Here is a 20,486-nt window from a genome sequence, read left to right as displayed (position 1 = left end):
GCATTAGGCGAAGGGAAGTTGCCCATGGATGTCTCCACGAGGTGGCGTCTGGGGATGGCCGGAGCGCTCGTGCTCGCCGCCGCGGCGTCTGGTTGCTCGTCCGGCACCACGGAAGGCGACCCCGGCAAGACCACGATCACCGTGGCGGGCATGCCCCCCACGACCGCGGCGAAGACCCGCAAGCAGTTCCTGGACGCGGTCGCCGCGTTCGAGAAGGCCAACCCCGACATCAAGCTCAAGCCGACCGACACGCAGTGGGACGCCAGGACGTTCGCGACCAGGCTGGCAGGAGGCAACGCCGAGACGGTGCTGACCGTACCGCTGACCGAGCCGCCCGGGCTCATCGCGCGGCGGCAGATCGCCGATCTCAGCACCGAGATCAAGACCCTGCCGCACGCGACCGACTTCGACCCCCGCGCGCTGGCCCCCGCGACCGGCGCCGACGGAAAGATCTACGGCCTGCCCGTCACCGAGTACGCGCTGGGCCTGGTCTACAACCGCGCCCTGTTCACCAAGGCCGGGCTCGACCCGGACCGGCCGCCCGCCACGTGGGACGAGGTCAGGACGGCGGCGAAGAAGCTCGCCGGTTCCGGCGTCGCGGGCTACACCCAGATGACGGTCAAGAACACCGGCGGCTGGATCCTCACCGCGATGACCTACTCCTTCGGCGGCCGGATGGAGAAGAAGGAGGGCGAGAAGTACGTCCCGTCACTCCTGGACGGCCCGGCCGAGCAGGCGCTGCGCCACCTGGCCGCGATGCGCTGGCAGGACGGCTCCATGGGCGCCAACCAGCTGCGCACCCAGCAGGACGCCGAGCGCGACTTCGCCGCGGGCAAGATCGGCATGATGATCGGCACCGTCAACAGCTACACCCGCTACACCACCCTGTACTCCGGCAAGCCGGACGACTTCGGCATCACGGCACTTCCCCAGCAGGCCGGAGCGAGGGCGACGCTGCTGGGCGGCCTGGTGGCGGCGGTCAACGCCAAGGCGACCCCCGAACAGCGCGCCGCCGCGGTGAAGTGGATCGACTTCTACTACCTGAAGCCCAACTACGACCCGGCGGCGGCCGAGCGGCTGGCCATCGCCAACGCGGCGGACAAGCTGGCCGTCGGCCTGCCCACACTGCCGTTCTACGGAAGCGCGGTGTCCGGCCCCGTGAACGCCGCGATCGCCAAGCACTCCAACATCCCGGTGTCCAACTTCACCCCCTACGTGAAGGACACCGACAAGCTGGAGTACCTGGTGGAGCCCCCGATCGCCGCCCAGGACCTGTACGGCGCGCTCGACACCGCCGTGCAGGCCGTGCTGACCCGCGAGGACGCCGACCCCCGCGAAGAGCTGACCAAAGCGGCGGCGCGGGTCGCGCCCCTGCTCGAGAAAGCACAGTGACCCGGCGTCCCGGCCTCGCGGCTGCGCTGTTCCTCATCCCGACGGTGCTGGTGTTCGGCCTCTTCTCCTGGTGGCCGATCGTCCGCAGCGTGGTGCTCGGATTCCAGCGGACCAACCTGGTCGAGGCGGCGGCGTTCGCCGGTCTGGACAACTTCCGCACCCTGCTGGCCGACCCGCTGCTGGGCACGGCGGCGGGCAATACGCTGCTGTTCACCGGCCTGGCCCTGGTGATCGGCTTCCCGGTGCCGATCGTCCTCGCGGTGCTGATGTCGGAGCTGCGCCGTGGCTCCGGCCTCATGCGGGTGCTGGTCTACCTGCCGGTGGTGGTGCCGCCGGTGGTGGCCGTCCTGATGTGGAAGTGGTTCTACGACCCGGACTCCGGGCTGTTCAACCAGTTGCTCGGGCTCGTCGGGCTCGGCCCGTACCCGTGGCTGCAGTCCACGGGCATGGCGATGCCGAGCCTCGTCCTGGAGGCGACCTGGGCGGGCGCCGGCGGCGCCGTGCTCATCTATCTGGCCGCGCTGTCGAGCGTGCCGGTCGAGCTGTACGAGGCCGCCCAGCTGGACGGGGCCTCGATCCCGCGCAGGATATGGCACGTGACGTTGCCGCAGCTGCGGCCCGTCCTGCTGATCATGCTGCTCCTGCAGGTGATCAACACCTTCCAGGTATTCACCGAGCCGTTCGTGCTGACCGACGGCGGGCCCGAGGACTCGACGGTCACGGTGCTGCTACTGATCTACAGATACGCGTTCGTCAACGGCGACTACGGCGCCGCCGCGGCGCTGAGCGTGAGCCTGGCCGTGGTGCTGGCCCTGCTGTCCGCCGTGTACCTGCGGCTGACCAGAACCTGGGGGACCAAGTGATCTCGGAGGCGGAACGGCGCAGCCTGCGTGGGCGGCTGTCCACCATCCAGGTGCTGCTGATCGTCGCCCTTCTGCTGGAAGGCGCGGGCCCGATCTACTGGATCTTCAAGGGCGCGATCTCCTCCACCCAGGAGTCGCTGCGCGATCCGCTGGCCCTGTGGCCCGCGGAGGCGCGCTGGTCGAACCTGGCGGAGGCGTGGACGACGCTGGAGGTCGGCCACTACCTGACCAACACCGTCGTGCTCGTGGCCGGCTCCTGGTTCACCCAGTTGTTCGTCGCGGCGACCGGGGCGTACGCGCTGTCGATCCTGCGGCCCTCCTACGGCAGGTACGTCTACGGCGCGGTCCTGGCCACCCTGTTCCTGCCCGCGACGGTCTCGATGGTCTCGCTCTACCTGACCGTCCTCGATCTGGGCCTCGCCAACACCCCGCTGTCGGTGTGGCTGCCCGCCGGCGCGCACGCCTTCAACGTCCTGCTGGTCAAGCAGTTCTTCGACGGCATCCCCCGCGAGCTGTTCGAGGCCGCCCGCCTCGACGGCGCCGGGCCATGGCGGATCTTCACCAGCGTCGTGCTGCCCATGTCCCGCCCGATCCTGGCCGTGGTCTCCCTGCTGGCCGTCATGAACGCGTGGAAGGACTTCCTCTGGCCCATGATCGCCATCACCGACACCGAGAGCCAGCCGCTGGCCGTGGCGCTCCCCCGGCTGGCCGACACCTCCGACCAGGCCCTGCTGATCGCCGGGATGCTGATCGCCATCATCCCGCCCGTCGTGGTGTTCCTGGTCTTCCAGCGGCAGATCATCCGCGGCATCGCCTTCACCGGGCTGAAGGGATGAGGGTCCTGGTCACCGGCGCGGCCGGCCGGCTCGGCTCCGCCGTACTCGCGGAGCTGGCGGAACATCAGGTGACCGCGCTCGTCGCGCGCGACCCCGGGCCGATCGCGGCCGAGCGGGTGGTCGTGGGTGACGCGCGCGACCCCGCCGCCGTGCGCGCGGCGCTGGAGGGAGCCGACGCCGTCGTGCACACCGCGGCGCTCGCCTCTCCCGAGGTCGCCGCGCCCGAGGTGGTGTTCGCCGCCAACACTCAGGCCACGTTCGTGGTGCTGAACGAGGCGGGCGGGCAAGGGGTACGGCGGGCGGTCATCGCCGGCAGCCTGTCGATCACCGGACTGCCGTTCGCCCGATCGCGCCCGAGCCCGGCGTACCTGCCGCTCGACGTGCACGCGCCGCCGCTGATCGAGGACCCCTACGCGCTGTCCAAGCAGGTGGACGAGGCCACCGCGGCGATGATGGGCCGCCGGCACGGCATGACCGTCGCCACCCTGCGCTTCCCCTTCCTCGGCGACCGGGCCAGGCTGGCCGCGCGCGCCGCGATGCTGGCCGGGAACCCGGCGGCGGGAGCGGCGGACCTGTGGAGCTATCTGGACCTGCGCGACGCCGCCCGCGCCTGCCTGCTCGGGCTGACCGCCCCGCTGGAGGGCACACCCGCCTTCTACCTCGCCGCCCCGGAGACGCTCATGTCCACTCCCACGCGGGAGCTGATCGCGACCTATCACCCCGGTGTCCCGTGCCGCGCGGAGCTGCCCGGCAGAACCGTGGCCATCGACCTGGAACCCGCCAGACGGGTGCTCGGATTCACCGCCGAGGAGCTGCTTCCATGATCATGCCGGAGACACAGGCGCCGTGGCCGGCCAGGGACGGGCTGCGCATCACCGGGGTACGCACGATCGTCACCGCCCCCGGCGGCGTGCCTCTCGTCGTCGTCCGCGTCGACACCTCCGAGCCCGGACTGTACGGCCTGGGCTGCGCCACCTTCACCCAGCGCTTCCACGCCGTGGTGGCCGCGATCGAGCAGCACGTCGCGCCCATGGTCATCGGGCGGCATCCGGCCGACATCGAGGACATCTGGCGCATGCTGCACTACTCGTCGTACTGGCGTGGCGGGCCCGTGCACAACAACGCGCTGTCCGGCATCGACCAGGCGCTCTGGGACATCGCGGGCAAACGGTTCGGCGTCCCGGTCTACGAACTCCTGGGCGGCCGGGTCCGTACGGCTGCCGCCGCCTACACCGGCGCCAGGGGCGGTGAGGTGGAGGAGTCGATCGAGCGGGCCGCGGCGCTCGCCGACCAGGGCTACCGGTACGTGCGGCTGCAGTTCGGCGGGCCCGGCATCGGTACCTACGGAGGCACCGGCACGCCCGGCGGATACCCGGGCAGCCCCCATCCGGACGGCTGGGACGTCGGCCGGTACCTGCGCGACACACCCCGCTTCTTCGAGCGCGCCCGTTCGGTCCTGGGCGAGGAGCTCGGCCTGCTGCACGACGCGCACAACCGGCTGACGCCGAAGGAGGCCGTGGTGCTGGCACGGTCGCTGGAGCCGTACCGGCTGTTCTTCCTGGAGGACCCGCTCGCGCCCGAGCACTTCGACCGGCTGCCCGAGGTACGCGCGGCCGCCCCGATGCCGATCGCGTCGGGAGAGCTCGTCTCCTCGGTGACCGGCGCGGCTCGCCTCATCACCTCCGGAGCTGTCGACTATCTGCGCCTGCACGTCTCGGCGGTCGGCGGGCTGACCCCGGCGCGCAAGCTCGCGGCGCTGTGCGAGCTGAGCGGGGTGCGCACCGCCTGGCACGGACCGCCGGACGTGTCACCCGTGGGCGCGGCGGCCAACGTCACCCTCGACGTGACCAGCCCGGCGTTCGGGATCCAGGAGGCGCACGTCTACCCGGAGGCGGTGCACGAGGTGTTCCCGGGAACGCTCAGGACGGTCAACGGGTACCTGATGCCGTCGGACCGGCCCGGCTGGGGCGTCGACCTCGACGAGCGGGCCGCCCTGCGCCATCCGCCGCGGACCCATCTGCACGAGCGGTGGGCCGCGCGGGTCCGGCGGCCCGACGGCGGGATCGAGGCTCCGTGATCTACTATTTCCTGGGGGGTATGTCATGAGATCGAGCGGTCGCCCTCGTCAGGCGGACATCGCTCGGCTGGCCGGCGTCTCACAGCCGACCGTGTCGCTGATCCTGAACGGCGGCGCCGCCGCTGTCGGCATCGCCGAGGAGACCCAGCGCAAGGTCATGGAAGCCGCCGAGCGGCTCGGCTACGTGCCCGACCCGATCGCCACCCGCCTGGCCGCCGGGCAGAACAACCTCCTCGGCCTCTACACCTTCACCTCGACCTTCCCCACCGAGATGTCCCACGCCTACTACCCGTTCCTGGTGGGCATCGAGGAGGAGTCGGCGGTCCAGGGCTACGACCTGCTGATGTTCATCGCCTCCAGCGTCACCGGCGAGCGCCCGCACGCCCAGGTGCTCAACCGCGTACGGCTGGCCGACGGCTGCCTGTTCCTCGGCAGGCACCTGCCCGTGCCGGAGATGGACCGCCTGCTGGCCACCAACCTCCCGATCGTCTACATAGGGCGGCACGACGACTTCGGCGACCGCCTGCCCTACGTCGGCGCCGACTACGTGTCGGCGAGCGCGGCCGTGGTGCGGCACCTGGCCGGGCTCGGCCACGAGCGCATCCTCTACGTACGCGAACCCGACGAGGCGATCACCTCGATCGACAGGGAGGCGGGCTTCCGCGACGGCATGGACGCGTGCGGGCTGCCGGCCACGGTGGTGCGCACGGACGGCGCCGACCTGACCGCCGACCGGCTGCGGACCTGGCACGACCAGGGCATCACCGCGATCGTCACCGAGGCCACCGACACCGACGCCGCCCACCTCGCACTGCTGGCCGCGGCGCGCGAAGCGGGGTACCGGTTCCCCGACGACCTGTCCCTGGCGACACTCGGCGACCCCGCCGCCGGTCCCGGCGGGCTCACCGGCTTCGCCGTACCGCGTCGTGAGATGGGCGCGGCGGCCGTCCGGCTGCTCGCCCAGCTCATCGCGGGAGACCGGGCCGTCTCCCGGCACCAGCTTCTGGCCTGCGAGCTTGAGCCCGGCCAGACCGCGGCGTCCCCGCGCTGACACCCCTTTTACCCCCTTGAAAGGCCGCACCATGCCCGAAATCAGAACGGACATCCTTGTTGTCGGCGGTGGGCTCGGCGGCGTCGCCGCGGCCCTGGCCGCCTGCCGCGCCGGGCAGAACGTCGTTCTCACCGAGGAGAGCGACTGGATCGGCGGACAGCTCACCGCACAGGCCGTGCCACCGGACGAACACCCCTGGATCGAGAGTTACGGCGCCACCGCCACCTACCGCGACCTGCGCGCCTCCATCCGCGACCACTACCGGCGGTGGTACCCGATGACCGGCGGCGCGCGCGGCTGGCGCCACCTCAACCCGGGCGCCGGTTACGTCAGCAAGCTGTGCCACGAGCCGGGCGTCTCGCTGGCCGTACTGCGCGCCATGCTCGCCCCCCACCAGTCCGCCGGGCGGCTGCGCGTCCTCCTCGAACACCGCCCTCTCGGCGTGGACGTGGACGGCGACCGCGTCACGGCCGTCACGCTCCGGGACACCCGCTCGGGCGACTCGCTCACCGTCACCGCCGCGTACGTCCTCGACGCGACCGAGACCGGTGAGCTGCTGCCGCTGGCGAAGACCGAATACGTCACGGGCGCGGAGGCCGGGCGCGAGCACGGCGAGCCGCACGCGCCGGACGAGCACCAGCCGCTGAACATGCAGGGCATCACGTACTGCTTCGCCGTGTCCCACCACGACGGCGAGAACCATGTCATCGACCGCCCGGCGGACTACGCGTTCTGGCGCGACCACCGGCCGGACTTCTGGCCCGGCCCGCTGCTGGGCTTCAGCGCGCCCGACCCGCGTACCTTGGAGCCGGAGGATCGCTGGTTCGACCCCAACCCCACAGGCGACCCGCGCGGGGTGCTCGCCGACCAGAGTGCCCAGTCGGGGGACAAGGACCTGTGGATGTTCCGCCGGATCCTCGCCCGCGACCTGTTCGAGCCCGGTTTCGCCGCCTCCGACATCACCCTGGTCAACTGGCCGCTCAACGACTACTGGCTCAAGCCGATCATCGAGGTCGACCCCGGCACGGCCGCGCGTGCCCACGCGGAGGCGAAGCAGCTGTCGTTGTCCCTGCTCTACTGGTTGCAGACCGAGGCGCCACGGCTCGACGGCGGCACCGGCTTCCCCGGGCTCCGGCTCCGCCACGACGTCGTCGGCACCGGGGACGGCCTGGCCAAGTCCGCCTATGTCCGGGAGTCGCGCCGCATCCGCGCCCGGACGACCGTGACCGAGCACCACGTCTCCCGCGCCATCGTCGGCGAACGGGGCGCACTACGCCACCACGACTCGGTCGGCGTCGGCGCCTACCGCATCGACCTGCACCCCTCGACCGGAGGCGACAACTACATCGACATCGCCAGCGTGCCCTTCGAGATCCCCCTGGGCGCGCTGCTGCCGGTCAGGATGCGCAACCTGCTGCCCGCCGCCAAGAACCTCGGCACGACCCACATCTCCAACGGCTGCTTCCGGCTGCATCCCGTGGAGTGGAACATCGGGGAGGTCGCCGGTCATCTCGCCGCGTACTGCCTGCGCCGGGGCACCGAACCCCACGAGGTCGGGGAGAACCAGACGCACCTGAGCGACTTCACCGCCGGCCTGGACGCCGCCGGAGTCGAACGCCACTGGCCCGCCCCCACCGGCTACTAGCCGGCGTCACACCTGTCCTCGGCGCTTCCTGGTCGAGGGGAGGTCGTGCCGTCCCGAGACGAACTCCTGGAACGCGATCTTCGCGCGGATCACCGGCCGGCGCCAGCGGTCCTCCCGGTGGATGGCCCTGGCGAGCTTGCGCGGGTTGCGCCCGGCGAAGAACCAGTGCGCCCAGGGAGAGCCGGGACGCGCCAGCCGTACCGCGCTGACGACCAGGACGAGCGGCACGAACAGGCCCACGAGACCCGTCCAGATCTTGCCCTTGAGCAGGGTCACCACGGCGAGCACGAGATTACAGACGATCACCAGTGTGGTGTCGGCGAGGCCCCAGAGGTCCACGACCAGCGGCCGTAGTCCGATCAGCAGCAGACCGGTCACGGCGATGGCGATGAAGACGGCGTCGACGGAGGTTCGTCCCTCTTCCTCCCAGTACACGTCGTGCAGGTGCAGGATCAGCGCGAACTCGTCCAGCACCAGCGCCGAACCCACCCCGAAGATCGAGGCCGCCACCGCGAACCACAGCTGCGACGCCCCCGCCACGACCAGCCCGGTGACGCCGCCGATCAGCATCAGCACGACCCCGAACACCACGTGGTGGATGTGCATCTCGCCGACGCTGACGTTGCGGAACCATCCGATCTTGGCCCGGATCAGCCGGACGTTGATGCGCACAAAAACGAAGGCGCCGATGAGCGCGACGAAGAAACAGAACAGCGGTAGCCGCCCCGTCGCAACGATGCTGTGCTCGAACCAATACCCCATAGCCCTGAAACCGATGGTACGAGCAGTTCATTGCACCTTGCGCGACGGCTGGGTCACTTGGGCGGTTTGGAGGCGTTTGGCGAGCTCTTTGGTGACTTCGCGGCCGGCGAGCGAGAGCCGTACCCGCTGCTCGGACTCCGCGAACGTGGGCGGCTCGCCCGTGAGGTCCTTCACCAGCTCGTCGTAGTGGGCGTGGACCCGCTCGCGCGGCAGGTCCAGGCGGTCGGCCAGCGCCTTCCTGAGCTCGGCGGCACGCAGGCCGGCGAAGGTGTACTCGTCGTAGGACGGCACCCCGGGCAGCGGGCGGCCTGACGCGCGGGCCTGTTCGCGGCGGCGGTTCTCCGCCGCGAGCGCCGCCGCGAAACCCGCCTCGCTGACGTCGGCGAGCAGCCCTTCCTCGCGTGCCCACAACCGCAGCACCTTGTCCTGTACGGCCAGCGCCAGCCCCTCGGCCCGCAACCGGTCGGGCGGGACGGCGCCTCCGTTGGCCGCGGCGACGCCGGCGCGGGCGGTGTTCATGCCGCGCTCCAGCTCCGCCCGCACCACCGGCTCCCCATCGACCAGCACCACCACCTCTTCCCCCGGTGGCGGTGGGGTGAGGGAGCAGGCGGTGACGAGCATCGCGGTGACGGCCACGGTGAGAACCCACCACCGGGAACGGCCACGCCACCCGCCCGGACCGGCCCACCCAACCCCGCCCCGGCCGGAGCACGAGACACCGTCGAGGCACGCGGATCCCCCAGACCACCCCGCCCATCCGGACCGCCGGCTCTGCCCGGACCGCCGGCTCTGCCCAGACCCCCCAGGCTGCCCTGGTCGCCCGGGGCGCCCGGCCTGCTCGGGCCGCGCGGCCGGCTCACGGTGCGGTGCCTCGCCACGGGATGGCGCCCCGGCGGATCTTGGCGTTCCGCCGGGGAGCGGCGCCGCGTTGGGGCGGGGCGCTCTGGTGGGGTGCGGGGTGGTGGGCGTCATGGGGTCAGCCGGCGACCTTCATGTCGAAGACGTGCAGACCGGCGTCCGCGAGCGGGCTCCCCCCAGGCAGCGTGACCGAGGCGACCGTCTTGCCCGGGTCCAAGGGGACCGAGTAGCCGAAGACCGTGACGCCCGATTCGCGGGTCTGTCCGGTGGCCGGGTTCTTGTGGCTGGTCTGGGTGATGTTGTGATAGTCCGTGCGAGCGACCACCACCCCACCGGAAGGTGGCGCGGAATCCCAGAAGTCCCCGAACCGCACCGTCTTCGACTCGGCACTGCCATCGGTGTAGGTAACGGTGAACTCGCCCTCCCGCACCTTGAACACCCCGGCCCCCAGCAACACGAGCTTCGCCCCCTTCCCGGACACCCGGATGGTCTGACCGGCCGCCTTCACGTTGTCGGCCCAGCCGTACGGGCGCGGATGCCAGACGAACGACGCGCCGAGCACGCTCACCGGCCGCCCGGGAACGAGCCCGGCCTTCTCCAGCCCCTGCCCCGGATAACTGCGTCCGCTGGTGGACAGCCCGCCGGTGTTCGGGTTGAGGTCGGAGCTGACGCCGACGTTGTTGTAGGCGTCCTCGATCCTCCGGTACGGCTGCGCCGCGACGGGAGGCCCCGAGTAGGCGCCCCTGCTGAGCGTGGTCAACGGGTTGCCGAAGTAGTCACGGGCGCCCAGCCCGTCCACGGCCACCCCGGTGCCCAGGGCGGGCGATCCTGCGAGCAGCTTGTAGCCGTCCACGTCGCCGGCACCGGTGGCGGTGCCGGGCGCGGCCAGGCCGGGGTCGGCGGTGATGCCGCGGGCGTCGCCGGCGGGCGGGGTGATGCCGCCGTGGTAGACGTTGGCGTCGTAGGTGATGCCGGTGCCGGTCGGGAAGGCGCCGTGGGCGGCGTAGAAGATGTTGTTGACGAGGCGCGTGTCCTGGTTGAGCCGCATGTCTACCTTCTGGCTGGAGCAGAAGAAGGTGTTGTTGTAGACGCGGAAGGGCGCGTTGTCGGTGTTGGCGATGCGGCAGTCGTCCTGGGCGATGTTGAAGCGCAGGACGGCGGTCGCCTTGTAGTTGGGGAATTCGGTGCAGCCCTGGCAGCCGAGGAAGAAGCCTCCGGCGTTGTCGTGCGAGTAGTTGTACTGGTAGAGACAGGTGCCCTTGATGCCGCCGTCGCAGTCCCAGGCGGTGGAGTCGTAGATGGTGGGCCGCTGGCGGGTCACCTCGTTGTACTGAAATATCGGGTCAACCGAGTTGATCGGCCACATGCCCGCGAAATTTCCGTCAATGTACGGGTATTTCCCGGCTCCGCCCTCGTCGAACAAGTTGTGCTCCACCAGTGGACGGTCCGAGGCGTGCACCACGATGCCGTCGCCGCCGACCGCCCTGATCGTGTTGCGGGCGATGAGCACGTCGCGGTGGTAGTCATTGCCCTTCCGGCTGATCTTGATCCCGCCGCCGCCGGTGTCGTGGATGTGGTTGCCGGTGATCGTGATGCCGTCGATCGGGCCTGGCACGCCGTCGGGCAGCGCCTGGATGCTGATGCCTGCGGAGTAGGAGAACCAGGAGGCGTTCGCACCGGTCTTGTCACCCCACCCGGCGACGTCGGAGATCTCCAGGTCGCGCAGCACCAGCCCGGCCTTGGGCGCGGCCGTCGTGGAGTTGTACTGCACGCCGGTCCGCTTGCCCGTCGTCGGCGCCGGGTTGGTGATGTGCAGCTTCTCGATGGTGACGTGGCTGTTGTCGACCAGGTGAACGGCCCACTCGCCGCCGTCGCCCTGGATGATCGGCTTGGGGCCGGTGCCGTAAGAGGTGAAGGTGACGGGGCGGCCCGCCGTACCGGATCCGAGTGGTTCCAGGCGGCCGGTGCAGACGGTGCCCGCGCGGAACTTGACCGTGTCCTTCGCGCGGAACACGATCGCGTTGACCTGCGCCAGCGCGGTGAGTGGCCCGGCGGCGTCACGGCCGGAACCGCCGGGGGTGGCCTGGCAGTCGACGAAGAAGTTACGTGCGGCGGCGGCCTGGGCCGGGGCGGCGGTCAGCCCGGCGCAGGCCGCGACGAGCGCGGTCAGGAGCGCCAGGCGGGGGGTTAAGCGCATCGGTTGCTCTCCAGAAGGTCGGGATCAGGCGGAGCGGGACAGGCTCGCGGGCTCCACTCCGTGCGCGAAGGGCAGGCCGCGGGCGTAACGGACCAGCTCGTCCACGGCGAGATCGGCCATGCGGGCCAGCTCGCCGCCGAGCGAACCGGCGATGTGCGGAGTGACCAGCACGTTCGGCAGGTCGTAGAGGACGGAACCGGACGGCAGGATCTCCGGGGCGGTGTGGTCGAGCACGGCGTGGAGGCGGCCCGAGGCCAGCTCGGCGGTGAGCGCGTCCTGGTCGACCAGGGCCGCGCGGGCGGTGTTGATCAGCGTGGCTCCGTCGCGCATGGCCGCGAGCCGGTCCTTGCCGATCATGTAGCGGGTCTCCGGCAGGTCCGGGGCGTGGACGCTGACGACGTCGCTCCGGGAGACCAGCTCGTCGAGGCTCACCCGCTCGGCGCCCAGGTCCTCGCGCAGGTACGGGTCGCTGACCAGAACGTCCAGGTCGAAGGGGCGAAGGAGTTCGATGACACGGCGGCCGATGCGGGAGGCGCCGACGACGCCGACCGTGCGGCGGTAGTTGCCGAAGCCGGGATAGCGGGCGTCCCAGTCACCGTCGGCCCGGTTCGCGCGGTAGTCGCGGGCGATGTCGAACACCCGCTTGTTCGCGAACAAGATCGCGGCCAGCGTGAACTCCGCCACCGGCTCCGCGTTGGCCGCCGCGGCGGTGGAGACCTTGATGCCACGCTGCCAGCAGGCCTCGCTCACATGGTGCTTGACCGACCCCGCCGCGTGCACGATCGCGCGCAGCCTCGGCGCCCTGGCCAGCACCTCGGCGCTGACCATCGGGCAGCCCCACGAGGTGTAGAGCACCTCCACCTCGGCCAGGTCGGCGTCGGCGAAGTCGGTCACCACCAGATCCGGGTCCACATCGGCGACCAGCGCCAGGCGGCTTCTGACCGGTTCGCGCAGCAGCCGCCGCGCGACCTGCGCGCCCATGGCGACCAGCGTCCTGGGCCTCTTCATGACATCCCCCGAGAAATCACTCACTTGACGCTGCCCGCCGTCATCCCGGCCTTCCAGAACCGCTGCAGCGACATGAACACGATCAGCAGCGGCACCACCGACAGCAGCGAGCCCGTGATCACCAGCGTGTGGAACTCGGGGAAGGCGTTGCCCTGCTTCTCCCACGTGAACAACCCGAGACTGAGCGGGTAGAGATGCTGGTCGTTGAGCATGACCAGCGGCAGGAAGAAGTTGTTCCAGATCGCCGTGAACTGGAACAGGAAGATCGTCACGAACGCGGGCAGCAGCATCGGCAGCGCCACCTTCACGAACGCCCGCACCTCCCCCGCACCGTCCGAGCGCGCCGCTTCAAGCACCTCATTGGGTACGTAGCCGGCCGACAGCACGCGGGACAGATAGACCCCGAACGGATGTACCAGCGCCGGGACGAACACCGCCCAGAACGTGTTGACCACGCCCACCTTCGAGGCCAGCAGATACAGCGGCAACGCCGTCGCCGTGGTCGGCACCAGCACGCCGAGCAGCACCAGGCCGAACATCTTCTCCTTGCCGAACCAGGCGTACTTGTCGAAGGCGAAGCCGCACATCACCGAGATCAGCGCGCTCACCGCCGCTCCGGCCCCCGCGTACAGGACGCTGTTGAGATACCAGCGGAAGAAGATGCCGCCGTTCTCGCTGCTCACGGCCCGGATGTTGTCGATCAGGCTGAAGTCGGCGAAGGCGAAGCCCGGCGTGCCGTACAGGTCGTCGAGGGTCTTCGTCGAGGCGAACAGCAGCCACGTCAGCGGCAGCAGCGTGTAGAGAGCGGCGATCACCAGGAAGAGGTTGACCGTCGCCCGGGACATCCACTTCATCGGCGGTTGCTCCACTTGGTGACGACGTACGACATCACGGCGGCCAGCAGCGCCAGCAGGATCGAGGCGGCGCCCGCCTGGCCGTAGTCGTTGTTGCCGAACGCCTCGTTGTAGGCGTACATGTTCGGGGTCCAGGTGCTGACCACGCCGTCACTGGAGTTGTCGAACACCATGGGCTCGGTGAACAACTGCAGCGAGCCGATGATCGTGAACAGCAGCGTCGTGATGACGGCGCCGCGAATGAGCGGCAGCTTCACGCTGAAGGCGGTCCTCAACCGGCCCGCGCCGTCCATCCGCGCTGCCTCCAGCACCTCGGCCGGGATGGCCTGCAGCGCCGCGAAATAGATGATCATGTTGTAGCCGATCCACTCCCAGAGCGCGACGTTGACGATGGACCCGAGCACAGCCCCGCCACCGAGAAAGTCGACCCCGCCCAGAAGATCCACGATCGGGCTGATCCCCGGCAGATAGAGATAGAGCCAGATCAGACCCGCGATCACGCCCGGGACGACGTGCGGCATGAACAACGCCAGCTGAAAGAACCTCCGCAGCCGCGCCAGCCCCGAATCGAGCAACAACGCCAGCCCGAGCGCCCCGCCGATCATCAGCGGGATGTAGAGCAGGCAGTAGCCGGCGATCACCAGGAACCCGTCGGTGAAGGCCTTGTCCCCAAGCGTGTCCAGGTAGTTCCCAAGCCCGACGAACACCGTCTCGGTACCACCGAACCCGAGCCCCGAGGACTTCTCACTGAACAAGCTCAGATAGACCGCGTAGGCCAGCGGCGCCACGATCACCGCGGCGAAGAGCACGAAGAACGGCCCCACGAAGAGCACAACCGCTCCCCGCCGCCGCGCCGCCTCACTGCGCATGCTGCTCCTTCGTCATCGATCTTTTACGGCGCGCACCCTTTCGGGGTAGATCGCGCATCCTTCCTTCCGACACAGGTCACGGACCTTTCCGGCACCCCGGGACCCCTCGATCCACCGGAATCCCCTCTGATCCGCCGGAATCCCCTCGATCCACCGGGACCCCCTCTGATCCGCCGGAATCCCCTCGATCCACCGGGACCCCCTCTGATCCGCCGGGACCCCCTTTGATCCGCCGGGACCCCCTTTGATCCGCCGGGACCCCCTTTGATCCGCTGAGATCCCCTCGATCCATCGGGATCTCCTTGAGCTGTCGGGATCTTCCGATGGGGGCGCGGATCCTCTTGGTCCGTCGGGACCTTTCGGTGCGGCGCGGATCCTTCCGGAGCGGCGCGACTCCGTTGGTCCAGCGCAACCCTTTCGGTCCGGCGCAACCTTTGGGTCCGGCGGGGCGTGCCGTACCGGTGTCACTGCTGGGCGGCGACGTTCAGCCCGCGGGCCTTGATCTCGTTGACCGTCGCGGTCTGCACGGTGTCCAGAACCGACGGGATCGTGGTCTCACCGGTGCCCACCTTGCCGAGCGAGTCCTTGAAGGCGGTGAGGGTCTGCACCATGCTCGGCCCCCACGTCCACCCCGGCTGAATGGTCTTGTACGACTCCGAGAACAGCCCGTAGATGTCCTGGCCGCCGTAGAACGACGCGTCGAAGCTCTTGGCCGCGACCGGGACCAGGTCGGCGATGGCAGGAAAGCCACTGGAGGTACCGGAGGCCAGGCGGGCCGTCCAAGCCTGCTCAGAACCGGTCAGCCACTTAATGACCTCGATCGCTTGCTTACTGTTCTTACTGTTCTTGGACACACCGAAAGTGGTTCCGCCGAGCATGCCACTGGACGGCGTCCCCCAGTGCGGCACCGGCGCGATCGCCCACTTGCCGGACTGGCCCGCGTGGCCGCTCTTCATGACGCCCGCACCCCAGTTGGCGCCGACATAGCCCCAGAGGGTGTCGTCCTCGAAGGCGGCGTTCCACGGCTGCGAGAACGAGGCCTGCACATGCACGAGGTCGTCCTTGACCAGGTCCTGCCAGTAGCCGGCGACCTTCTTGGTGGCCTCGTCCGCGATCGACACCTGCCAGGCGTCGCCCTCGGTCCCGAACCACTTACCCCCCGCCTGCCACGCCAGCGCGGCCAGCACACTGGGATCATCAGGGAAGAACGTGGCGATCCGCGCCTTGCCGTCCGCCTTCTTCACCTTGGCTGCGGCAGCCTTGAAGTCATCCCAGGTCGCCGGCACTTCGATCTTGTTCTTCTCGAACAGATCCTTGCGGTAGAAGAACACCTGTGGAGCCGCGTCCATGGGCACCCCCCAGGTCTTCCCTCCCAGCTCGACCAGGCTGAAGACCGAACCCGGATACTTCCCCTTGACGTCAGCGGTAGCAGCGGTGATGTCCTGCAACGCGCCCTGATTAACGAAATCGGGCAACTGGGGATACTCGATCGACATGACGTCGGGCGCGTTGCCGGCCTTGACGGCGTTGGCGAACTTCGCATAGCCGCCCGCGTTGCCCGAGGGGATCTCCTCGAACTTGATCTGGACGTCCTTGTGCGACTTGTTGAAGGCGTCCACGACCTGCTGAGTGCCCTTGGCCCAGCCCCAGAACGTGACGGTAACCGGCTGCCCACCCGCCCCGGACCCGCCGCCCTCCTGCCCCCCACCGCAGGCCGCGAGCATAGTGATCCCGGCCAGCAGCCCAGCAAGGCCGGCGGCGGCGCGCTTACGCTCCATCGATGCTCCTTTTCCGCAATCGATCGAAATCCGATCGTTCTGGAGCATCATTCGCTCATAACCGAACACATGTCTACCATTCGATCATCACAACTCCATCTCGAAACCCCACCCCCACCCCGCTTCCACCCCACCCCCACCCCCGCTTCACCCCGCTTCACCCCGCTTCACCCCGTGTCCACCACCCCGTGTCCACCACCCCGTGTCCACCACCACCCCGTGTCCACCACCAGCCAGCCCCCTCCACCAGCCAGCTCTCACCGCCCCTCCACCAGCCAGCGCCCGCACCGCCCCCTCCACCACTGACCCCATCCCGCACTCACCCCCTGGGCTCTCGGCCGATCGCCCGCCCTCTGCCCGACGACGCAACCCGCGCCCGCACCCGCACAGGCCCGGTCCCGGGATGCGAGCCTGACCTGCGCAGCCTCCGGACACCGGCCCATCGCGTAGTCCCGACAGCCACGCGGGATAAGGGGCCCGACACCACGACAACCGGGCAGAACGCGCGGTGCGGGACGCGGTCGGTGGCGAGCCACCTGCGCTTTTCCGGCGCCGACCGGTGGGGGGTTGGTCGGTGGCGTTCGGCGCCGCTGTGCGGTGGGGACGTGGGGCACGGCGGCTGGGCAAGAGCGGAGTTGTTGCGGCGAGCGACCCGTGAGCCCTCACGACCAGCGCTCGACAGGCGGCAACCTACGACGGCGGGGCGGGCGGGGTGGCTTGCCGTAACGGAAAGGTGCAGCACGAAGGCGGGCGCGACGCGCGCGGGAATGCGCCGCAGAGGGACGCAGCGCAAGGCGAGGCAGCACAGCGACGCAGCACAAGGCGGGACAGCACGAAGGCCGGGCGCAAGGCGCGCGGGAACGCGCCACAGAGGGGACGCAGCACAAGGTGGGGCAGCGTTGCGGGGAGGGAAAGCGCACGGAGCGAAAAGGAGCAAAGGGAGCGAAAGCGAAAGAGGGAGCGGGACGATCAGTGGGGGCGGGTGGAGGCGCGGGGGCGGAGTTCGGGGAGGAGGGCGATGTGCTGGCGGGGGGTCTTGGGGCCGGTGGTCAGGCGGCGGATCAGGAGGTCTACGGCGTGGGCGCCCACCGCGCTCTTCGGTGGGGCCACGGCGGTCAGAGGCGGGTCGCTCAGGGCGGCCACCTCGTCGTCGTAGGCGACGATGGAGACCTCGTCCGGGATGGTGACGCCCGCTGAGCGCAGGTGCTGGACCAGGAGCAACGCGTCCTCGTCGTTGTGGACGAGCAACGCGGTCACACCCTCGGCGCGGACCGCGCGCACGACGTCGCCCACCTGGTGGTGGGACGGGCCCTCCTGGTCTATGCCGAGGTCGGCGTAGCCGGACAGGTCGAGGTCGCGCAGTGCCGCTTCGAAGCCCTGGCGTACGCGCGGGGCCGTGGGGCTTTCGCGGGTGACCATGGCCACGCGTCTGTGGCCCAGTTCGGCGAGGTGGCGGACGCCGAGGAAGGCGCCGTGGGCGTGGTGGGAGGCGACGGCGTCCAGCAGGGAGGCGGGGCCGCCGAGTCCCGCCCGGCGCTCTACCAGGACCGTGGGCACCTTCAGGCCGGCGAGCCAGTCTCCGTGGGACTCGTCGGGCTGGCGGGTCGTGGTGAGCAGGAGGCCGTCCACTCCGCCTCCGGCGACGAGCTGGGCCACCTGGAGGCGTTCCTCGGCCTCGTCGTAGCGGGAGACGCCGAGCACCAGCCTTGCCCCGAGTTTGGCGGCCTGTTCGCGGGCGCCTTTGATGACGGCCGGGTAGTAGTAGGTGGCCGAGGGCACGAGCATGCCGATGGTCAGGGCGGTGTCGCCGGTGCCGGGCGCCGCGGGGGTGTCGGCGGTGGCGGGCGAGTCCGGCAGGTCGGTGCGGACCCTGGTCACGCCGCCGTGCACACGCTTGAGCAACCCCTGCGCGGCCAGGTTCTCCACGTCCCTGCGCAGGGTGACCATGGAGACGCCGACGCGCTCGACCAGGTCGGTGAGCCGCACGGATCCGCGCTCGCTCACCTCGCGCAGGATGAGTTCATGGCGTTGCTCGACGAACACGATTGCCCCTTCGACTCGGTCGTTGCTGATCCTAGCGTGCGGATATGAACGTATGCTTTCGTTCGATCACAATCGGAGATCCCTTGGAGTGGTGCATGTTTCCCCTTCCGCCGGAGGACCGTTCGCTCAGCCCGCTCACGGGGTGGACCCGTGCCCACTGGGAGGCGGTGGCCGACGGGCTGCTGGGCGCGGTGGAACCGTATCGCTCCTCGGACGGTGCTGTGATCACCTTGCCCGGCCGGGAGAGCGCGTCGCGATGTGATGGTCTGGAGGGGTATGCGAGGACGTTCCTGCTCGCCGCCTTCCGGGTGGCCGGTGGGGGGCCGGTCGAGTTGCTCGAACCCTATGGGCGCGGGCTGCGGGCAGGGCCGGAGGTCTGGGAGCCGGTCGGGGACCGTACTCAGCCGATGGTCGAGGCGGCGTCGATCGCCATCGGGCTGTGGCTCACCCGCGAGCAGCTCTGGGACCGCCTGCCCGGCGACGTCCAGGCACGCGTGGCCGGATACCTGGCCGGTGCGCTCCGGCATGAGCCGGTGGACAACAACTGGTGGCTGTTTCCCGTCATGGTGGGCGGTTTCCTGGCGGCCGCCGGGTTCCACACCAAGGAGGCCGAGGCGGCCGTGCGGCGCGGCCTGGAGCGCATCGAGCCCTGGTACACCGGCGACGGCTGGTACTCCGACGGCGCCAACCGCTCCTTCGACCACTACAACGGCTGGGCGATGCACCTGTATCCGGTCCTGCTCGCCCTGCTGTCCAAGACATCGGTCGGGAGGTACGGCGAGCGGCTCAGAGAGTTCCTGACCGGTTATGCGCTGATGTTCGACAGTGACGGCGGCATGCTCTATCACGGCCGATCGCTCACCTATCGCTTCGCTTCGGCCGCCTCGCTCTTCGCCGGAGCGCTCGCCGGATCCACCCCGCTGACACCCGGCCAGACCAGAGGCGTCGCCTCGGCGACGCTCCGCCGTTTCCTGGAGCACGACGCCCTGTCACCGGAGGGCATCCTCACGCTCGGCTGGCACGGGCCGCACGAACCGTCGCTGCAGGGGTACTCGGGGTTCGCCTCGCCGTATTGGGCCGCGAAGGCGTTCGCCGGCCTCCTGCTGCCCGCCGACCACCCCGTCTGGACGGCCACCGAGGAGCCGGGGCCGCGGGGAGTACTGGCGCTGGCCGGTCCCGGCCTCATCGTCCAGAACACCGGCGGCCTCGCCCGAGTCGTCAACCACGGCAGCCAGCACCATCCCGGCGACCCGCTCTACGACCGGTACGCGTACTCCACCCGCACCGGCCCCACCACCGCCACCGACGTCCCGGACAACCACGCGGGCTCCGCTCCCCGCGGACGCATCGTCCCTCGGGGAGCCGGTTCGCTGGGCGACGGCGCTTGGGCGGCCTCGTTCAGTGAGGGCAGCGGGGTGGCCAGTGTGAGCGTGGTGCGCGGAGAGGTGGAGGTGCGGCTGCATTATGGCGAGGTGGGCCGGGAGACCGGCTGGGCACTGCCCCAAGCCACGCCAGGGGACCGCGGAGTGGGGGCTGCGGACGAAACCGCCGAGAAGGCCACGGGCGGAGCGGGCGATCCCGCCGTGAGGGGCGCGGACGAGATGGGCGGCTTCGCCACAACTGCCTCGGGCAGAGCGGACGAAACTGCCGCGACAGCCACGGGCGGAGCGGGCGACCCCACCGCGACAGCCACGGGCGGAGCGGGCGATCCCGCCGTAATGGGCGCCGACGAGATGGGCGGCTTCGCCACAACGGGCGCGGATGGGGTGGGCGGCTACGCCGTTCAGGCCGCGGACACGGCGGGCGGAGTGGGTGGCTCCGACGGGAGGATCGCGGGCGGGGCCGTGGTGCGGGCGGTGGACGGGCTGGGGTCCTGGTTGATTCCGCTGGCCGGGGCGGTGACGCCTTCGGTGCTGGAGGCGTCCGAGGGCACGGCGTTCGGCAGGCCCGCCCTGGTCCCGGCGCTCACCGGCACCGACGCCACCGGCTGGCGGGTGAGCGCCGCCGTCCTGGCCCACGAACTGCCCGAACTCCCCTCAGCCGAGGTGAACGGGCTGGCCGTCACGCTCACCTGGCCGGACGGGGTCGTCCACGTGATCACCCCGGAAGGCCCCATGCCTCCCATGGTCACGCCGGAAGGTCGATGACCCTCCGGCGAGGTCGATGACCCTCCGGCGAGCTCGATGACCCTCCGGCGCCCCCGATAGGACCGCTGCACTCCGGACGGTGTCATCCCGGAAGAAGCCGCGGCGG

The 20,486-nt window shown here is 70.2% G+C and carries 16 protein-coding genes; 8 read left to right on the top strand and 8 right to left on the bottom strand.

Annotated elements, in window-relative coordinates:
• Positions 1 to 24 precede the first annotated feature (24 nt).
• Genes ACIBKY_RS07350 through ACIBKY_RS07320 form a run of 7 tightly spaced genes read left to right on the top strand, consistent with a single transcriptional unit; the run spans position 25 to position 7,864 of the window.
• On the top strand, positions 25 to 1,392 hold the full coding sequence (locus ACIBKY_RS07350; RefSeq protein ID WP_397095146.1) for an extracellular solute-binding protein: 1,368 nt from the start codon (positions 25 to 27) through the stop codon (positions 1,390 to 1,392).
• Positions 1,389 to 2,255, top strand: a complete 867-nt coding sequence (locus ACIBKY_RS07345) for a carbohydrate ABC transporter permease (protein WP_397095144.1) — start codon at positions 1,389 to 1,391, stop codon at positions 2,253 to 2,255. Before ACIBKY_RS07350 ends, ACIBKY_RS07345 begins: the two co-directional genes overlap by 4 nt.
• The gene (locus ACIBKY_RS07340) at positions 2,252 to 3,091 is read left to right on the top strand and encodes a carbohydrate ABC transporter permease (protein ID WP_397095142.1); all 840 of its coding nucleotides are present in this window, start codon (positions 2,252 to 2,254) and stop codon (positions 3,089 to 3,091) included. Before ACIBKY_RS07345 ends, ACIBKY_RS07340 begins: the two co-directional genes overlap by 4 nt.
• The gene (locus ACIBKY_RS07335) at positions 3,088 to 3,915 is read left to right on the top strand and encodes an NAD-dependent epimerase/dehydratase family protein (protein WP_397095140.1); all 828 of its coding nucleotides are present in this window, start codon (positions 3,088 to 3,090) and stop codon (positions 3,913 to 3,915) included. Before ACIBKY_RS07340 ends, ACIBKY_RS07335 begins: the two co-directional genes overlap by 4 nt.
• Positions 3,912 to 5,168 carry an enolase C-terminal domain-like protein gene (locus tag ACIBKY_RS07330; RefSeq protein ID WP_397095138.1) on the top strand — a complete coding sequence of 419 codons (1,257 nt, stop codon included), beginning with the start codon at positions 3,912 to 3,914 and terminating at the stop codon, positions 5,166 to 5,168. The genes ACIBKY_RS07335 and ACIBKY_RS07330 overlap by 4 nt, the downstream gene beginning before the upstream one ends.
• A gap of 25 nt (positions 5,169 to 5,193) precedes the next feature.
• A complete protein-coding gene (locus ACIBKY_RS07325; protein ID WP_397095137.1) occupies positions 5,194 to 6,219 on the top strand; it encodes a LacI family DNA-binding transcriptional regulator in 1,026 nt (341 codons plus the stop codon).
• Positions 6,220 to 6,250: 31 nt separating this feature from the next.
• Positions 6,251 to 7,864: an FAD-dependent oxidoreductase gene (locus ACIBKY_RS07320; protein ID WP_397095135.1), complete on the top strand. Its 1,614-nt coding sequence runs from the start codon at positions 6,251 to 6,253 to the stop codon at positions 7,862 to 7,864.
• 6 nt (positions 7,865 to 7,870) lie between these two features.
• Here ACIBKY_RS07320 and ACIBKY_RS07315 read toward each other — a convergent pair whose 3' ends face one another.
• From ACIBKY_RS07315 to ACIBKY_RS07280, 8 genes are all read right to left on the bottom strand, one after another.
• Positions 7,871 to 8,626, bottom strand: a complete 756-nt coding sequence (locus ACIBKY_RS07315; RefSeq protein WP_397095134.1) for a hypothetical protein — start codon at positions 8,624 to 8,626, stop codon at positions 7,871 to 7,873.
• Between the two features lie 27 nt (positions 8,627 to 8,653).
• Positions 8,654 to 9,262: a hypothetical protein gene (locus ACIBKY_RS07310; RefSeq protein ID WP_397095132.1), complete on the bottom strand. Its 609-nt coding sequence runs from the start codon at positions 9,260 to 9,262 to the stop codon at positions 8,654 to 8,656.
• A 340-nt stretch (positions 9,263 to 9,602) separates the two neighbouring features.
• The gene (locus tag ACIBKY_RS07305; protein ID WP_397095130.1) at positions 9,603 to 11,681 is read right to left on the bottom strand and encodes a right-handed parallel beta-helix repeat-containing protein; all 2,079 of its coding nucleotides are present in this window, start codon (positions 11,679 to 11,681) and stop codon (positions 9,603 to 9,605) included.
• 24 nt (positions 11,682 to 11,705) lie between these two features.
• Entirely contained in the window at positions 11,706 to 12,689 is a 984-nt protein-coding gene (locus ACIBKY_RS07300) for a hydroxyacid dehydrogenase (RefSeq protein WP_397095128.1), read from the bottom strand.
• A gap of 20 nt (positions 12,690 to 12,709) precedes the next feature.
• Positions 12,710 to 13,543 carry a carbohydrate ABC transporter permease gene (locus ACIBKY_RS07295; RefSeq protein WP_379609234.1) on the bottom strand — a complete coding sequence of 278 codons (834 nt, stop codon included), beginning with the start codon at positions 13,541 to 13,543 and terminating at the stop codon, positions 12,710 to 12,712.
• Entirely contained in the window at positions 13,540 to 14,412 is an 873-nt protein-coding gene (locus ACIBKY_RS07290; RefSeq protein WP_397095126.1) for a carbohydrate ABC transporter permease, read from the bottom strand. Before ACIBKY_RS07290 ends, ACIBKY_RS07295 begins: the two co-directional genes overlap by 4 nt.
• A gap of 464 nt (positions 14,413 to 14,876) precedes the next feature.
• A complete protein-coding gene (locus ACIBKY_RS07285; protein WP_397095124.1) occupies positions 14,877 to 16,190 on the bottom strand; it encodes an ABC transporter substrate-binding protein in 1,314 nt (437 codons plus the stop codon).
• Between the two features lie 969 nt (positions 16,191 to 17,159).
• Positions 17,160 to 18,233: a substrate-binding domain-containing protein gene (locus ACIBKY_RS07280; protein ID WP_397095123.1), complete on the bottom strand. Its 1,074-nt coding sequence runs from the start codon at positions 18,231 to 18,233 to the stop codon at positions 17,160 to 17,162.
• Between the two features lie 95 nt (positions 18,234 to 18,328).
• On the opposite strand from ACIBKY_RS07280, the gene ACIBKY_RS07275 reads away from it, so the two are divergent.
• On the top strand, positions 18,329 to 20,380 hold the full coding sequence (locus ACIBKY_RS07275; RefSeq protein ID WP_397095122.1) for a DUF2264 domain-containing protein: 2,052 nt from the start codon (positions 18,329 to 18,331) through the stop codon (positions 20,378 to 20,380).
• Positions 20,381 to 20,486 lie beyond the last annotated feature (106 nt).

Source organism: Nonomuraea sp. NPDC050394 (assembly GCF_044459065.1).
Classification (GTDB): domain Bacteria; phylum Actinomycetota; class Actinomycetes; order Streptosporangiales; family Streptosporangiaceae; genus Nonomuraea.
This window is presented reverse-complemented; position numbering and strand designations above follow the sequence as displayed.

Bases quoted from the DNA above. Each gene is read 5' to 3' on its own strand.
- ACIBKY_RS07350 (WP_397095146.1), top strand. From the start codon at position 25: ATGGATGTCTCCACGAGGTGGCGTCTGGGGATGGCCGGAGCGCTCGTG.
- ACIBKY_RS07335 (WP_397095140.1), top strand. From the start codon at position 3,088: ATGAGGGTCCTGGTCACCGGCGCGGCCGGCCGGCTCGGCTCCGCCGTA.
- ACIBKY_RS07330 (WP_397095138.1), top strand. From the start codon at position 3,912: ATGATCATGCCGGAGACACAGGCGCCGTGGCCGGCCAGGGACGGGCTG.
- ACIBKY_RS07325 (WP_397095137.1), top strand. From the start codon at position 5,194: ATGAGATCGAGCGGTCGCCCTCGTCAGGCGGACATCGCTCGGCTGGCC.
- ACIBKY_RS07320 (WP_397095135.1), top strand. From the start codon at position 6,251: ATGCCCGAAATCAGAACGGACATCCTTGTTGTCGGCGGTGGGCTCGGC.
- ACIBKY_RS07315 (WP_397095134.1), bottom strand. From the start codon at position 8,626: ATGGGGTATTGGTTCGAGCACAGCATCGTTGCGACGGGGCGGCTACCG.
- ACIBKY_RS07305 (WP_397095130.1), bottom strand. From the start codon at position 11,681: ATGCGCTTAACCCCCCGCCTGGCGCTCCTGACCGCGCTCGTCGCGGCC.
- ACIBKY_RS07300 (WP_397095128.1), bottom strand. From the start codon at position 12,689: ATGAAGAGGCCCAGGACGCTGGTCGCCATGGGCGCGCAGGTCGCGCGG.
- ACIBKY_RS07295 (WP_379609234.1), bottom strand. From the start codon at position 13,543: ATGAAGTGGATGTCCCGGGCGACGGTCAACCTCTTCCTGGTGATCGCC.
- ACIBKY_RS07290 (WP_397095126.1), bottom strand. From the start codon at position 14,412: ATGCGCAGTGAGGCGGCGCGGCGGCGGGGAGCGGTTGTGCTCTTCGTG.
- ACIBKY_RS07285 (WP_397095124.1), bottom strand. From the start codon at position 16,190: ATGGAGCGTAAGCGCGCCGCCGCCGGCCTTGCTGGGCTGCTGGCCGGG.
- ACIBKY_RS07275 (WP_397095122.1), top strand. From the start codon at position 18,329: ATGTTTCCCCTTCCGCCGGAGGACCGTTCGCTCAGCCCGCTCACGGGG.